Source organism: Streptomyces sp. NPDC127097 (assembly GCF_042724075.1).
Classification (GTDB): domain Bacteria; phylum Actinomycetota; class Actinomycetes; order Streptomycetales; family Streptomycetaceae; genus Streptomyces.
Window position 1 is genome coordinate 1 of the sequence record NZ_JBHXFI010000048.1, and the last position, 13294, is coordinate 13294.

A 13294-nucleotide genomic window follows, 5' to 3' on the forward strand; every position below is an offset into this window, starting at 1 on the left:
GGGGCCCCACAGGGGAGAGCCCGGCACCACACCGCCCGTTGGCCGCGCGCGATGCCCCGGGTCAGAGGTGACTCCCGGCCACTTCCCGCTCGTGCCGCGGCGCGTGCGCGTGCCGGGGGAGCAGGAGCGGGGTCATCAGCATGAGGAGACCGGCGACCGCGATCGCGGTGCGGAGGCCGGTGAGGGCGGCCAGCAGGCCCCATAGCCCGGTGAGGGCCGCGGTGGTGGCCTTGCTGGTGACCGACCACGCGGATAGGGTGCGGGTGATCCGGTCGGTTGGCGTTCGGTCGAGCCGGTAGGTGGCGTATACCGGGTTGAACACGCCTATGCAGGTGATCAGCCCCAGCTCGACGACCATGACGAGCACCAGCCCGGTGATGCCGGGGCGGACGAAGACCAGCCCGAGCGACCAGCACGCGCGCAGCGTCCCCGCCGTGAACAGGACCCTGTGCTGTCCGAACCGCGCGACGAGCCGCCGGGCCAGTCGTGCGCCGATCAGCCCGCCGACGCAGGGCACCGCGAAGGCGAGACCGTACTGCCAGGGGGCGAACCCGAGCCGGCCGAGCAGAAGGACGGCCAGCAGCGGCGACGTTGCCATGATCAGGCCGTTGACCAGGATGGTGTTGAAGAACAGCGGGCGCAGCGCCGGGTGGGTCAGCAGGTACCGCCACCCTTCGAGCAGGTCCCCGGCCCGGAGTCGTGGGGCACCGGTACGCACGGGCCGCGGCTCCTCGCCGCCGATCGCACGGATTCCCGCCGCCGAGAGCAGATAGCTGACCGCATCGGTCAGCACGGTCAGCACCGGACCGAACAGCCCGACCGCGGCCCCGCCGAGCGGGGGGCCGAGCACGGTGGCGGTCCAGTTCGTGGACTCGAAGCGGGAGTTCGCGACGAGCAGGTCCGCCGGCCGTACCAGTGCCTTCAGGCAGGCGCCGCCGGCCGCGTTGAAGGTGATGTCCGCCGCGGCGACGACGACCGACACCACCAGGAGCTGGACGAAGCTGAGCAGACCGAGGGCGAACGCGACGGGGACGGTCAGCAGCGCCGCGCACCGCGCCAGATCCATCGCGATCATCACCGGCCGCTTGCGGCGGAACTCCACCCACGGGCCGAGCGGCACCGCCACCGCCGCCCCCACCGCCGGCCCCGCGGCGGCCAGCAGCGACACCGCCGCCGGCCCGGTGTGCAGCACCAGTACCGTGATCAAGGGGAACGCGTCGAACGCGAGCCGGGTACCGAACGTACTGACCCCGTACGCCGCCCACAGCCACCCGAACCGCCGCCCCAGCGACCGCCTGCCCCCCATGCCCACCACGTCCTTTGAACCCCCGTCGAACAACTCCACGTTGACCGGATCCATCAAAGCCAGCGGCAAGCCCCCCGATCAAACAACCAAACGAACCGGCAGGCCACAACCACCCGTTGTGTGACTACACTGCCGGGCGTGGATCTCACCGCCGTGCGCACCGTCGTCGCCGTCGCCGACGCGGGGCAGTTCCAGGACGCCGCCACCACCCTCTCGGTCACCCAGCAGGCCGTCTCCAAGCGCATCGCCGCGCTGGAGAAGGACCTCGGTGTGCGGCTGTTCACCCGCACCGCGCGCGGCGCCCGGCTCACCATCGACGGGCAGGCGTTCCTGCCGCACGCCCGGGAGCTGATCCGTGCCGCGGAGCGGGCCGCCGCCTCGGTCCGGCCGGGCAGCCGCGCGCTGCGCATCGATGTGATCGGCCGGCGGCTCTGCCCGGCGGGTCTGCTGCGCGACTTCCACCGCGCGCACCCCGGCACCGAACTCGACGTGGTGACGCTCTTCGACGCCGACGCGGCCCTCGCCGCGGTCCGCTCGGGCACCATCGACGCGTCCTTCCGCGCGGTCACCCTGCCCACCCGCCAACTCCCCGACGGCGTCGAGGCCGTCCGGGTCTTCGACGAGCCCATCCAGCTCCTCACCGGACCGGACCATGAGTTCGCCACCGCCCGCACGGTCACCCCCGCGCAGCTCGCCGGGCACCGGATCTGGATGCCCGGCATCGTCGCCGGTACGGAATGGGCCGCCTACTACGAGGACCTCGCCACCGAGTTCGGCCTCACCATCGAGGTGACCGGCCCCGACTTCGGCACCGAACCCCTCCTCGACACGATCGCCGACTCCTCCGCACTGGCGACCTTCGTCGGCGCGGACACCCGCCTCGTCTGGCCCGTCGACCAGGACCTGCGACGCGTGCCCGTACACCACCCGACACCGGTCTACCCCCACTCCCTGATCTGGCGCACCGACAACCCCCACCCCGCCCTCACCACCCTGCGCAGCTACCTCGGCGCCACACCGCCCGCCGACCGCGCGGACGGGGTGTGGACGCCGCGATGGGCGCGGTGAGCGAGGCCGGGGGCCGGTGGGAACCCGTAGGGGCTGCCGGAGGTGGTGCGGGGCTTCCGCCTTGCCGGGAAAAGGACGCCCCCTCCCGGAACCGCCCCCGCCACCCGGCCGACTACCTGTGCCGGGTCGCGCCTGCGGCCCGCCGGGCGCCGTGGCGGCCGGTGACACGGCCGGTGTTCCGGCTGGTGAGGCATAGGGGAGAAGCACCATGCGTCCTTGGAAGTTGTGCGGTGTCGCGGTAGTCGTCGCGGTGGCCGCCACCGGGTGCGGCGGCGGAGCGGGCGGCGGGCCGGACGCGGACCAGGGGGCGCCGGGACACGGCGGGGCGGGTTTTCCCGTACGGGTCGCCGACTGCCAGGGCGTCGCCACCACGTTCTCCGCCGCGCCGCGCAAGATCGTCACCAGCAATGCCGCCGCCCTGGAGATGCTGCTGCGGCTGGGCGCCGGTGACCGGGTCATCGGGACCGGATTCCCGCCCGGCAAGGGGACGTTGCCGGGCGGGCTGGACGCCGAGGCCCGGAAGGTGCCGGTGCTGTCGAAGTCCGTGATCCCCAAGGAGAAGCTGCTCGGCTCGGGCGCCGATCTGTACATCGACTCCTTCGCGGCGATGAAGATCATGGGCAAGGCCGGTGACGCGCCGACCGCGGAGGAGTTCAAGGCGGCGGGCATCAAGCACCTCTACCTGGCGTCCACCGCCTGTGCGCCGATGGCCGAGAAGCCACAGCGCGACCTGTCCGGCGTGGAGGGGGACATCAAGCGGCTGGGCGCGGTGACCGGCACCGCCGAGCGGGCGGACGCCCTCGTGGCGGGGATGCGGGCGAAGGTCGGCAAGGTACGCCGGGCGGTGGGCGGCATCCCGCCCGGCAAGCGGCCGACGTACTTCTTCTTCGACTACGACGCGGGAACCAAGCAGCCGGTCGCGGTCTGCCGCAAGCAGGTGGCCAACGCGGTGATCGGCCAGGCCGGGGCGCGCAATGTCTTCGAGGGCTGTGACGGGGACTTCAAGCCGGTCTCCTGGGAGGACGTGGTCGCCAAGAACCCGGACTGGATCCAGCTCGGGGTCCGCAACCGGGGCGATGCGAAGGCGAACGCCAAGGCGTTCGACGAGGCCGCGGCGTTCCTGAAGAGCTTCCCCGCCACCAAGGGGCTCGCGGCGGTGCGCAACGGGAAGTTCCTGCGGATCGGCTCGGAGCGGACGACGGTCGCCGGGGTCGGTACCGCGGACACCGTCGAGGAGATCGCGCACACCATCCACCCCGCACGCTTCAAGGCGGCGCCGTAGTGGCCGCGCCGGTCATCGAGCCGCACGTACGCGAGGAAGGGACCGTGCAGCCCGGCGGGCGACGGACCCCGCGCGCCGGGCTGCTCGCCCTGGGGCTCGGGATCGCGCTGGTGGCGGCGCTGACCGCGGCGGTCTCGCTGGGCGCCACCGATATGGCGCCCGGACACGTCTGGTCGGTGGTGTTCCGGCGGCTCGGCGGCGCGCCGCCCAGGCCGGGCACCGACGACCTGATCGTGTGGCAACTGCGCGTGCCCCGCGCCCTGTTGGCGGCACTGGTGGGGGCCGGACTCGGCCTGGTGGGGACCGCGACCCAGGCCCTGGTGCGCAACCCGCTCGCGGACCCGTATCTGCTGGGGATCTCCAACGGCGCGTCGCTGGGCGCGGTCACCGCCATCGTGCTGGGTTTCACGGCCGGCGGGAGCCTGGGGCTGGGGCTCTCGGGGGCCGCGTTCGCCGGGGCGCTCGGCTCGTTCGCGCTGGTGTGGTGGATGGCCCGGCGCGGCGGGGGATTCTCACCGCTGCGGCTCGTACTGGCCGGTGTGGGTGTCGGGCAGTTCCTGTCCGGCTTCACCAGCTACCTGGTACTCCAGGCCGGGGATGAACAGCAGACCCGCAGCGTGCTGTTCTGGCTGATGGGCAGTCTGAGCGGGGCCACCTGGGAGGTGCTGTGGCTGCCGGCCCTCGCGGTCGCCGCCGGGCTGCTTGCCCTCCAGGCGCGGGCCCGGGCCATGAACGCGTTGATCATGGGCGATGAGACCGCGGCCGGGGTGGGTGTGGACGTCACCCGGCTGCGCCGCGAGCTGTTCGTGGTGGCCGGGCTGCTGACCGGCGTCCTGGTGGCGGTCTCCGGGGCCATCGGCTTCGTGGGCCTGATGGTCCCGCATCTGTGCCGGCTGCTCCTCGGCGGCGACCACCGCCGGCTGCTGCCGCTGTCCGCGCTGACCGGTTCGCTGCTGCTGGTGGTGGTGGACCTGGTCTGCCGTACGGCCATGGACACCCAGGAACTGCCGATCGGGGTGGTCACCGCGATGATCGGGGCGCCCGCCCTGCTGTTCATCCTGGACCGGCGGCTGGAGGAGGGGCGATGAACGTCGAGATCGAGGAGCTGCACGTCGGCTACGCGGGACGGAACGTCGTCGCCGGTGTGCGGCTGATGGCGGCGGCCGGTGAGATCGCCGGCCTGGTCGGGCCCAACGGCAGCGGCAAGTCCACCGTGCTGCGCACCGTCTACCGGCATCTGCGGCCCACCGCCGGACGGGTCCTGCTCGCCGGGACCGACCTGCGCACGCTCTCCCCGGGCCGGACCGCCCGACAGGTCGCCGCGCTGCCCCAGGAGCGCGGCAGCGACTTCGAGCTGACCGTCCGCGAAGTGGTGACCATGGGCCGCACGCCCTACAAGCGGGCCTTCGCGGGCGACGACCGGACCGACCGGGAGACCGTGGCCCGCGCGCTGGCCGCCGTCGGGATGGCCGGACAGGGCGCCCGCCGCTTCTCCACCCTGTCGGGCGGGGAACGTCAACGGGCGCTCCTGGCACGGGCGTTCGCCCAGGACCCGGAGGTGCTGGTGCTGGACGAGCCGACCAATCACCTCGATGTACGCCACCAGGTGGAGCTGCTCGCGCTGCTGCGCGCCCAGCGCCGTACCACCCTCATCTCGCTGCACGATCTGAACGCGGCGGCGTCCCTGTGCGACCGGCTGCATGTGCTGCACGCCGGACGGGTGGTGGCGTCCGGAACGCCCCGGGAGGTGCTGACGCCGCAGCTGCTGGCCGAGGTGTTCGGGGTGCGCGCCGCGGTGACCGACCATCCGCTCACCGGGGATCCGCTGATCGCCTTCGACCACCGGGAGCCGCTGCCCGCCGGCGGCGGGTGACGCCCACCCCGCCCCCTCACCCGGCCATGAAGTGGCTCGGCCGCCCCTGGCGATACACCAGCCGGCCGAGCCGCTCGGCCGCCGACCGGTGCAGCAACTCCCGCCGCCCGTCGGCATGTTCCAGCACACACGAGTGCCAGGGCGTCAGCCACGCATCGGGCGCTTCGAGCAGCCGGATGCCGAACTTCGCCGAGCCCCGCGGCTGCGGGTGGATGGAGAGCCGGAACGCCTCCGGATGGTGCGTGGCGATCAGCTCGCCCCAGGCGCGGCTGCGCTGCATCACCCCGTACGCGCGCCGTCGGCAGTTGCGCTGTAATGCCGAACGGGTCCCCGCGAAGGCGACGGAGTCCTCGAAGAGGAACCGGGTGATGCCCTGGTACAGCCGCCGGGTCGGCTCGTCGGTGCGGGTCAGGGACCGCAGGGCCTCCAGGTCCGGGGCGTAGCGCTGGTGGACCAGGGACCGTTTGGCGTCGTGGGACAGCCGCTGACCGTAGACATCCCGCAGATCGAAGACATCGAGCCGGGTCAGCCCCTCGTCGTGGATCAGTGCGCGCAGGGCGTCGGCATAGGCGTCGATGTCACGGTCCGGCACCTGGATGAGATCGCTGAAGACATGCCCGTCCGAGCAGATGACCACCCGCGCCCCGGGCGGGTGGTGGACCGCGATCCGGGCGCAGAGCGCGTCCAGGAAGCGCAGGGCCAGCCGTTCGCCCTCGTCAGGGAGGTGGCCCAGCACCTTCGCCGGGTTGGGGGACTTGCAGGGGAAGCCCGGCAGGGTGAAGACGATCGGCTCGCCCGCCGCCACCGGGACGGCGAGCCGCCGCAACTGGGCGGGGAAGGCGTCGGGGGTGTCCCCGTGGCCGGTGTCCAGGGTGCGCCGGTAGGGCAGGAGCGTGGCGAGCACCTCGGCACAGCGGGCCCGGACGTCGGAGGGCGCCACCGGGCGCGGGGGCGCCGGGCTGGTCAGCGGCGCCGGGCTGGTCAGCACGCGGCATCGGACCCGTTCGCACCGGAGCCCGCGTACGGGCAGCCGCCGTAGGTCACCGGCAGCCGGGCGACGCCGCGCGCCAGTACGGCCGGGGTCCAGGCCAGCTCGTCCTCCGGGACGGCGAGCCGCAGGTCCGGCAGCCGTCTCAGCAAGGTGCCCAGGGCGACCTGGAGTTCGATACGGGCGAGCGCGGCGCCGGGGCAGAAGTGGATGCCGTGACCGAAGGCCAGATGCGGGTTGGGGGTGCGGTCGAAGTGCAGCGCGTCCGCGTCGGGGAACTGCCGGGAATCGCGGTTGGCCGCACTCAGCGACACGATGACGGAGTCGCCCGCCGGGATCCGGGTGCCGTACAGCTCGGTGTCCTCGGCGAAGAACCGCCAGGTGGTCAGCTCGAAGGCACTGTCATGGCGCAGGAGTTCCTCGACGGCCTGCGGCAGCAGATCGGGACGGCCGGCCAGCGTCGCGAGCTGCGCGGGGTGACGCAGCAGGGTGACCAACGCCGTGGTGATCTGGTTCGTGACCGGTTCCTGTCCCGCCACCAGGAGCTGGAACACCATCGAATCGAGCTCCTCCTGGCCGAGCCGCCCGGTGTCGCGGGCGGCCACCAGCCGGGAGAGCAGATCCTCGCTGCCCTCGGCGCGCTTGTGGCGGACCAGATCGCCGATGTACTGCTGAAGCCCGCGCAGCCGCGCCTCGTACGCCGGCCGGCCCGGGTCCGCGGGCCCCACGGGCTGGACGACCTTGCCCCAGTCCCGGTCGAAGCGTTTCGCGAACTCCTGGGGCAGTCCGATGACTTCGGCGAGCACCTGGAAGGGGAAGCGGGCGGCGAAGCCCTCGACCAGGTCGGCGCCGCCGCCGTCCGGGAGGCCGTCGAGCAGGGCGTCGGCCATCGCCTGGAAGCGCGGGCGCAGCGACTCGACCCGCTGCGGTGCGAAGGCATCGGTGATCAGCCGGCGCAGCGCGGTGTGCCGCGGCGGGTCCTGGTGGAGCAGGTGCACCTGGAGCTGGGAGTGCTGGGGCTCGGGCATGATCGAGGCGCGGGCCCGCCAGGCCGCGTTGCCCCGCGAGTGGTGCTTGCCCAGCCGGGGGTCGGTGAGGGCCCGGTGCGCGGCTTCGTAGCCGGTGATGAGCCAGGCGCACACCCCGCTGGGGAAGCGCACCCGGTGGACCGGGCCGCGCTCCCGCAACTCGGCGTACAGGGGATAGGGGTTGCGTGTGTACTCCGGTCCGTACAGCTCGACGGGTTCGGACGATGGGGACACGGTGTCTCCTCAACGGTGGGGGTCCGGCGCCCGGTTGGCGCGGCGTTGGAGAGGTCGGGCAACGGGCGTGCCGAGTTCCCGCCGGGGAAGGAGATTTCGGCCGCGCGGCAGCGGCGCGGGGGTACGGGGGACACCGTCCAAACCCAGTTAGTCGGGCGTGGCGGCCGGTGAGTTCCGGCGGCGGAACGGGACAAACCTCACGTGCGCACAACCCGCGGATCGGCCGCCGGCCGCCGTCGTCAGCTGCCACGATGACGCGATGTCCAGCTCTTCGGCCGACCGCAGTCGGCCCCCTCTTCGCCAGGCCGTCACCCGGCTGCTGCCCGCCCGGTCGGTCGTCGGTTTCCTCGCGCTGCTGGTGGTGCTCGGCCTGCTGTCGTACGCGGCCGGGACCGCCGTCGGGCCGGTGGCCCCGGGGCTGCGGCCGGCCGGCGGCACCCGTACGGGAGAGTCACCCACCGACGGCGGGGACATGGGCGGGATGCACGGCATGGGCGCCCCGGCCCCCCGCCCGGTGCCGGTGGGAGCACCGCGATGACGCCGGAGCCCCGGCCCGCTACCCCGTCGCCGGACCTCGCCCCCGCCCCGGCCCGCAGCACCACCCTGACGATCGGCGGGATGACCTGTGCCGCCTGTGTGGGCCGGGTCGAGAAGAAGCTCGGCCGGCTGGACGGCGTCGTCGCCTCGGTGAATCTCGCCACCGGCCGGGCCACGGTCAGCCACCCCGCGGCCGTCTCCGTCACCGACCTCATCGGCACCGTCGAGGCGGCCGGGTTCACCGCGGAGCTCCGGGAGGCCGCCCCCGAGCCGGCCCCGGAGGACGGGCTGCCCACCGGCCGCCAGGACGGCCAGGACGCCCGCGACACCCCGGAAACCGCAGACTCCCCGGACGACGGCGCCCGCGCCGAGTGGCACCGGCTGCTGGCGGTCGCCCTGCTCTCGCTCCCCGTCCTGGTCCTGTCGATGGTGCCCGGCTGGCAGTTCCGCAACTGGCAGTGGCTGTGCTTCGTGCTCGCCGCGCCCGTCGCGGTCTGGGGCGCCGCCCCCTTCCACACCCGTGCGCTGCGCGGGCTGCGGCACGGCGCGGCGACCATGGACACCCTGGTCTCCCTCGGCGTCGCCGCCTCCTTCCTCTGGTCCGCCTATGCGCTGTTCCTCGGCGGGGCGGGGACGCCCGGGATGACAATGCCGTTCAGCCTGCTGCCCACCGCGGGCGACGGCACGGCCCACGTCTACCTCGAAGCCGCCGTCGGCGTACCGCTGTTCGTGCTGGCCGGACGGCGGATGGAGGCCAGGGCCCGGCGCGGCACCGGCGCCGCCCTCCGCGCGCTGGCCGAACTCGCCGCCAAGGACGTCGCCGTACGTACCCCGGACGGTGAGCGGCGCATCCCGGTGAGCCGGCTGCTGGTCGGCGACCACTTCCTGGTCCGGCCCGGCGAACGGGTCGCCACCGACGGCACCGTAGTGGAGGGCAGCTCCGCCCTGGACCTGTCCCTGATCAGCGGCGAGAGCCGGCCCGTCGAGGTCGGTCCGGGCGCGGCGGCGGTCGGCGGCGCGGTCAACTCCGGTGGCCTGCTGGAGGTACGGGCCGACGCGGTGGGCGCCGACACCCAACTCGCCCGGATCACCCGGCTCGTCGAGGACGCCCAGACCGGCAAGACCAAGGTCCAGCGGCTCGCCGACGCGGTGGCGGCCGTCTTCGTGCCCGCCGTCCTGACCGTCTCGGTCAGCGTGCTGGGCTTCTGGCTCGGCGCCGGAGCCGAGCCACAGGCGGCGATCACCGCCGCGGTGGCCGTCCTCGTCGTCGCCTGCCCCTGCGCGCTCGGGCTGGCCACCCCGACCGCGCTGCTGGCCGCCACCGGGCGGGGCGCCCAACTGGGCATCCTGGTCCGGGGACCGGAGGCGCTGGAGCGACTGCGCCGCATCGACACCGTCGTCCTCGACAAGACCGGCACCCTCACCACGGGCCGGATGAGCGTCACCGCCGTCACCCCGCGCACCGGCGGCCTCGGCGCCGCGCCGGCACTGCGGCTGGCCGCCACCGTCGAGCAGGGCTCCGAGCATCCGCTGGCCTGCGCCGTCACCGCCTACGCGGACGAGCAGCAGCCGGACCAACCGCTGCCCCCCGTCGCGGACTTCAGCGCCACGCCGGGACACGGCGTACGGGGCACCGCGGACGGCCGCCTGGTGGAGGTCGCCCGGCCCGGGGACCTCACCGGCCTGCCGGCCCCGCTGCCGGACGCGGTGCACACCGCGGAGGCGGCCGGCCACACCGCCGTCCTGGTCACCGTCGACGGCACCCCGGAGGCCGTGCTCGCGGTGGGCGACGCGCTCCGCCCCGACGGCTATCGCGCCGTCGACCGGCTGCGCCGCCTGGGGCTGCGGCCGGTGCTCGCCACCGGCGACCGGGCCGCGACCGCCCGCGCGGTGGCCGGCCATCTCGCCATCACCGAGATCCATGCCGAGGCCCGCCCCGAGGACAAGGCCGCCCTGGTCACCACCCTCAAGGAGCAGGGCGGCCGGGTCGCCGTCGTCGGCGACGGGGTCAATGACGCGGCGGCCCTCGCGCTCGCCGACCTCGGGATCGCCATGGGCAGCGGCACCGACGCCGCGATCGGCGCGGCCGATGTGACCCTGGTACGCGAGGACCTCCAGGCCATCGCCGACGCCGTGCACCTGGCCCGGCGCACCCTGGGCACCATCCGCGGCAACCTCGTCTGGGCGTTCGGCTACAACCTCGTCACCCTGCCGCTCGCCGCCGTCGGTCTGCTCAACCCGATGGTGGCCGCCGCCGCCATGTCCGCCAGCTCGCTGCTCGTCGTGGGCAACAGCCTCCGGCTGCGCGCCTGGCGGCCGGGCGGCACCGGCACCTCCGCCCGCCGCCCCCACAGCCCCCGGGCGCAAGCACGTTGGGAGACCCGATGAAACGGCTGCCCCTCTCGGCCGTCGCCGTACCGCTGTTCACCTGTCTGGTGACGCTCAACGTCCTCGCCCTCTGGACCGCCACCGGCAACGCGGGGACCCCCGCGAAGCTCAGCGTCCCCGAGGGGCGGGTGCTGATCGCCGGCGGATCCGAGGCCACCGCCGCGTTCTTCACCATCCGCAACTCCGGCGGCGCGGACGACGTCCTGACCGGCGTCACCGGCCCGGCCGGCCATCGCGCGATGCTCAGCCGCACCGTCGACATCGGGAACAACGCCCGGCGCATGGCGATGGTCCGCAATGTCACCGTCCCGGCCGGCGCCGCCCTGACGATGACGCCGACCGGCCTGGACGTCATGGTCAGCCCGCCGCCCCGGCTCGCGCCCGGCGACCGGCTCACCTTCACCCTGCACTTCCGCGACAGCCCACCGCGGACCGTACGGGCCCGCGCGGTACGCCCCGGTGACGGGTGAAGCGGCCGGCGCCACGGCGGGGCTCACGGACCGGGCCCGCGCCCGTCCTTGAGCCCCGCCGCCCGCGGACGCGCGGCCCGTCAGGCCACGGCATCCGCATAGGCCCGCGGCCCGTCGGCCGTTCCGGGCCGCTCCGCGTCCGTCAGCAGCGCGATCAGCGTCTCCCGGGCGCGCGCGACCCGGGACCGCACGGTGCCGATGGGACAACCCATCACCCCGGCCGCCGCCGCGTATGGCAGCCCCAGCAGCTGGGTGAGCACGAACGCCTCCCGCCGTTCCGGCGCCAGCGCCGCCAGCAGTTCGGCCAGCGCGACGCCCTCGTCGAACCCGGGCACGCCACGCGGCTGCACCCGCTCCGCGGCCGTCTGCCAGTCGTCCGTCGCGGCCAGCCGGGGCCGGACCGCATGGGACCGGATGCGGTCCGCCACGACCCGCCGGGCGATGGTCAGCAGCCAGGTCCGCGCCGAGGAGCGGCCCTCGAACCGCGGCAGACTCCGCAGCGCCCGGACATAGGTGTCCTGTACCAGGTCGTCGGCCGCCTGCGGATCCCCGCTCAGATGCGTCACATAGCGCCGCACATCGAGCTGCGTGGCCCGCACGAACTGCTCGACGGACCGCTCGTCACCGGTCCGGGCGGCCAGCGCCCAGCCCGTCACCGCCTCGTCATCCCGCATCCCGCGACCGCCCCTCGCCGCCCGGCGCGGCTTCGGGGAGGATGGACACATGCTCTGCTCGCGCATCCGTACGGCACTCTCCGCCCGCCTCGACGGCGAGGAGCTGCCCCCCGGACTCACCGCCCGCCGGCTCGACGGCCATCTGGCCGGCTGCCCGGACTGCCGGCGGTGGCACGCGCAGGCACAGGCTCTGACGGCCGGCCTCGACCGCGCCACCGCGCGCCCCGAAGACGACCGGGCGGCCGCCGATGCGCTGCTCGCCCGGCTGCGGTCGGCTTCCGTGCTGCCGGGCCCGGTCTCTCCCGGCACGGCGGACACCGGTGGCAAACGGGCCGGTTGACCCGGCGGCCCGCGGGCACCCGCCCCCGCCGGCCGGTGCACCTACGGATGCGGGCAGCGGCGCCACCGGCATCCGGACAGGATTCATCATCTGGAGTCCTTCGCATGATCCGGCCACCGCGCTCCGGCGGGACCGGTGAAGTCGGAGCCGGGACCCGGGGCGCGTGCATCGGCGCCCGTCCGTCCTGCGGCTCGGGAATTCGTCCGTGCTGTCAGACGACAGCCGGTTCCCGCGGTGGACCCCGCAACGACCTCGTATGCGCCAGCAGCAATTGCCGCACCGCGTGCCGCGGCTCCTGCCGGGCGGTGCGGACGGCGGGCCGCGCCTCGGGCAGCGCGATCCGCAGGACCAGCACCAGGGGCGCGAACAGCCAGGCCGACACGGTCCGTACGAGCTGGAACGCGGCCCGCTCGCCGCCCCACAGCCAGCCGGCGCCGATCAGGGCGACCAGCAGGTGCGCCGCGAGCATGCCGGTCGCGCTGCCGTGCATCTCCGGCATCTGCTGCGCGGGCGCGGCCATACCGGCCATGTGGTCCATGCCCGCCATGTGGTCCATGCCCGCCATCCGGCCGCCGTGCCCGGTCGAGGGCATGGCGGCCATCTGCTGATGCATCATCCGCAGCAGCTCGGCGTGGTCAGGTCCGGAGGCCGGCATCCCCTGGGCGCCGCACAGCCAGCTGTCCGCCCACTGGCGCACGAGCGAGCGCTCGCCGCCACCGGAGCCGCTGACCGCCTGGCCGAACGAGAAGGCGGTGTGCAGGGCGGCCTGGGTGCCCACGGTCAGCAACCCCACCAGCAGCGGGCCACGTTCCCGGCCCGCACAGCACCAGGCACCGGCCGCGGCGACCGCCCAGGCGGTGAGCAGCATCCAGCCGGGTATCACGGCATCCGACATCACCGCGTGGCCCAGCGCAGCGAGCAGTACGCAGACCGCCGCGAACACCGCGGCCCGCAGCCCCCTGAGAACCTGCCCCGCATCCATGACAGGGCCATCGTCGCACCCCGCCTTCACCGCGCCACGAGAGGGGCCCCGACCTGCCGTTTCCAGCGGCGCCGGGGGGCGGTTGACGGGCCGCGGACGGGGCGCGCGACCGCCGGTTGCCCCG

General features: G+C 74.4%; 13 protein-coding genes. 8 read left to right on the top strand and 5 right to left on the bottom strand.

All coding sequences use genetic code 11. The annotated features are described in order from the left end of the window. Positions 1–61: 61 nt before the first annotated feature. Entirely contained in the window at positions 62–1306 is a 1245-nt protein-coding gene (locus ACFWJW_RS28575) for an MFS transporter (RefSeq protein WP_387246811.1), read from the bottom strand. A gap of 138 nt (positions 1307–1444) precedes the next feature. On the opposite strand from ACFWJW_RS28575, the gene ACFWJW_RS28580 reads away from it, so the two are divergent. The 4 genes from ACFWJW_RS28580 to ACFWJW_RS28595 all read left to right on the top strand — a co-directional run bounded on the left by ACFWJW_RS28580 (position 1445) and on the right by ACFWJW_RS28595 (position 5529). Continuing rightward, positions 1445–2374: a LysR family transcriptional regulator gene (locus tag ACFWJW_RS28580; protein ID WP_387246814.1), complete on the top strand. Its 930-nt coding sequence runs from the start codon at positions 1445–1447 to the stop codon at positions 2372–2374. A 208-nt stretch (positions 2375–2582) separates the two neighbouring features. Further along, positions 2583–3656: an ABC transporter substrate-binding protein gene (locus tag ACFWJW_RS28585; protein WP_387246816.1), complete on the top strand. Its 1074-nt coding sequence runs from the start codon at positions 2583–2585 to the stop codon at positions 3654–3656. Positions 3657–3670: 14 nt separating this feature from the next. Beyond that, positions 3671–4744, top strand: a complete 1074-nt coding sequence (locus ACFWJW_RS28590) for a FecCD family ABC transporter permease (RefSeq protein WP_387246926.1) — start codon at positions 3671–3673, stop codon at positions 4742–4744. Then, positions 4741–5529 carry an ABC transporter ATP-binding protein gene (locus tag ACFWJW_RS28595; protein ID WP_387246818.1) on the top strand — a complete coding sequence of 263 codons (789 nt, stop codon included), beginning with the start codon at positions 4741–4743 and terminating at the stop codon, positions 5527–5529. Before ACFWJW_RS28590 ends, ACFWJW_RS28595 begins: the two co-directional genes overlap by 4 nt. A 16-nt stretch (positions 5530–5545) precedes the next feature. Here the strand turns inward: ACFWJW_RS28595 and ACFWJW_RS28600 are convergent, their stop codons facing one another. Beyond that, complete coding sequence (locus tag ACFWJW_RS28600) at positions 5546–6517, bottom strand: L-tyrosine/L-tryptophan isonitrile synthase family protein (protein WP_387246820.1); 972 nt, start codon at positions 6515–6517, stop codon at positions 5546–5548. Continuing rightward, a complete protein-coding gene (locus ACFWJW_RS28605) occupies positions 6511–7779 on the bottom strand; it encodes a cytochrome P450 (RefSeq protein ID WP_387246822.1) in 1269 nt (422 codons plus the stop codon). The genes ACFWJW_RS28600 and ACFWJW_RS28605 overlap by 7 nt, the downstream gene beginning before the upstream one ends. A 259-nt stretch (positions 7780–8038) precedes the next feature. Between ACFWJW_RS28605 and ACFWJW_RS28610 the strand changes: the two genes are divergently transcribed. From ACFWJW_RS28610 to ACFWJW_RS28620, 3 genes are read left to right on the top strand one after another with little or no spacing between them, the layout of a single operon-like run. Beyond that, positions 8039–8317, top strand: a complete 279-nt coding sequence (locus ACFWJW_RS28610; protein ID WP_387246824.1) for a hypothetical protein — start codon at positions 8039–8041, stop codon at positions 8315–8317. Further along, the gene (locus ACFWJW_RS28615; RefSeq protein WP_387246826.1) at positions 8314–10704 is read left to right on the top strand and encodes a heavy metal translocating P-type ATPase; all 2391 of its coding nucleotides are present in this window, start codon (positions 8314–8316) and stop codon (positions 10702–10704) included. Before ACFWJW_RS28610 ends, ACFWJW_RS28615 begins: the two co-directional genes overlap by 4 nt. After that, positions 10701–11174 carry a copper chaperone PCu(A)C gene (locus ACFWJW_RS28620; protein ID WP_387246829.1) on the top strand — a complete coding sequence of 158 codons (474 nt, stop codon included), beginning with the start codon at positions 10701–10703 and terminating at the stop codon, positions 11172–11174. The genes ACFWJW_RS28615 and ACFWJW_RS28620 overlap by 4 nt, the downstream gene beginning before the upstream one ends. 80 nt (positions 11175–11254) lie before the next feature. Here ACFWJW_RS28620 and ACFWJW_RS28625 read toward each other — a convergent pair whose 3' ends face one another. After that, on the bottom strand, positions 11255–11848 hold the full coding sequence (locus ACFWJW_RS28625) for a sigma-70 family RNA polymerase sigma factor (protein ID WP_387246831.1): 594 nt from the start codon (positions 11846–11848) through the stop codon (positions 11255–11257). A 49-nt stretch (positions 11849–11897) separates the two neighbouring features. Here ACFWJW_RS28625 and ACFWJW_RS28630 point away from each other — a divergent pair, with 49 nt between their 5' ends. Continuing rightward, positions 11898–12188 (top strand): zf-HC2 domain-containing protein, encoded by a 291-nt coding sequence (locus tag ACFWJW_RS28630; protein ID WP_387246833.1) that lies wholly within the window; start codon positions 11898–11900, stop codon positions 12186–12188. Positions 12189–12399: 211 nt separating this feature from the next. Here the strand turns inward: ACFWJW_RS28630 and ACFWJW_RS28635 are convergent, their stop codons facing one another. Further along, complete coding sequence (locus tag ACFWJW_RS28635; RefSeq protein WP_387246835.1) at positions 12400–13170, bottom strand: PE-PGRS family protein; 771 nt, start codon at positions 13168–13170, stop codon at positions 12400–12402. Positions 13171–13294 lie beyond the last annotated feature (124 nt).

Bases quoted from the DNA above. Each gene is read 5' to 3' on its own strand.
- ACFWJW_RS28620 (WP_387246829.1), top strand. From the start codon at position 10,701: ATGAAACGGCTGCCCCTCTCGGCCGTCGCCGTACCGCTGTTCACCTGT.
- ACFWJW_RS28595 (WP_387246818.1), top strand. From the start codon at position 4,741: ATGAACGTCGAGATCGAGGAGCTGCACGTCGGCTACGCGGGACGGAAC.
- ACFWJW_RS28635 (WP_387246835.1), bottom strand. From the start codon at position 13,170: ATGGATGCGGGGCAGGTTCTCAGGGGGCTGCGGGCCGCGGTGTTCGCG.
- ACFWJW_RS28615 (WP_387246826.1), top strand. From the start codon at position 8,314: ATGACGCCGGAGCCCCGGCCCGCTACCCCGTCGCCGGACCTCGCCCCC.
- ACFWJW_RS28610 (WP_387246824.1), top strand. From the start codon at position 8,039: ATGTCCAGCTCTTCGGCCGACCGCAGTCGGCCCCCTCTTCGCCAGGCC.
- ACFWJW_RS28630 (WP_387246833.1), top strand. From the start codon at position 11,898: ATGCTCTGCTCGCGCATCCGTACGGCACTCTCCGCCCGCCTCGACGGC.
- ACFWJW_RS28585 (WP_387246816.1), top strand. From the start codon at position 2,583: ATGCGTCCTTGGAAGTTGTGCGGTGTCGCGGTAGTCGTCGCGGTGGCC.
- ACFWJW_RS28575 (WP_387246811.1), bottom strand. From the start codon at position 1,306: ATGGGGGGCAGGCGGTCGCTGGGGCGGCGGTTCGGGTGGCTGTGGGCG.
- ACFWJW_RS28625 (WP_387246831.1), bottom strand. From the start codon at position 11,848: ATGCGGGATGACGAGGCGGTGACGGGCTGGGCGCTGGCCGCCCGGACC.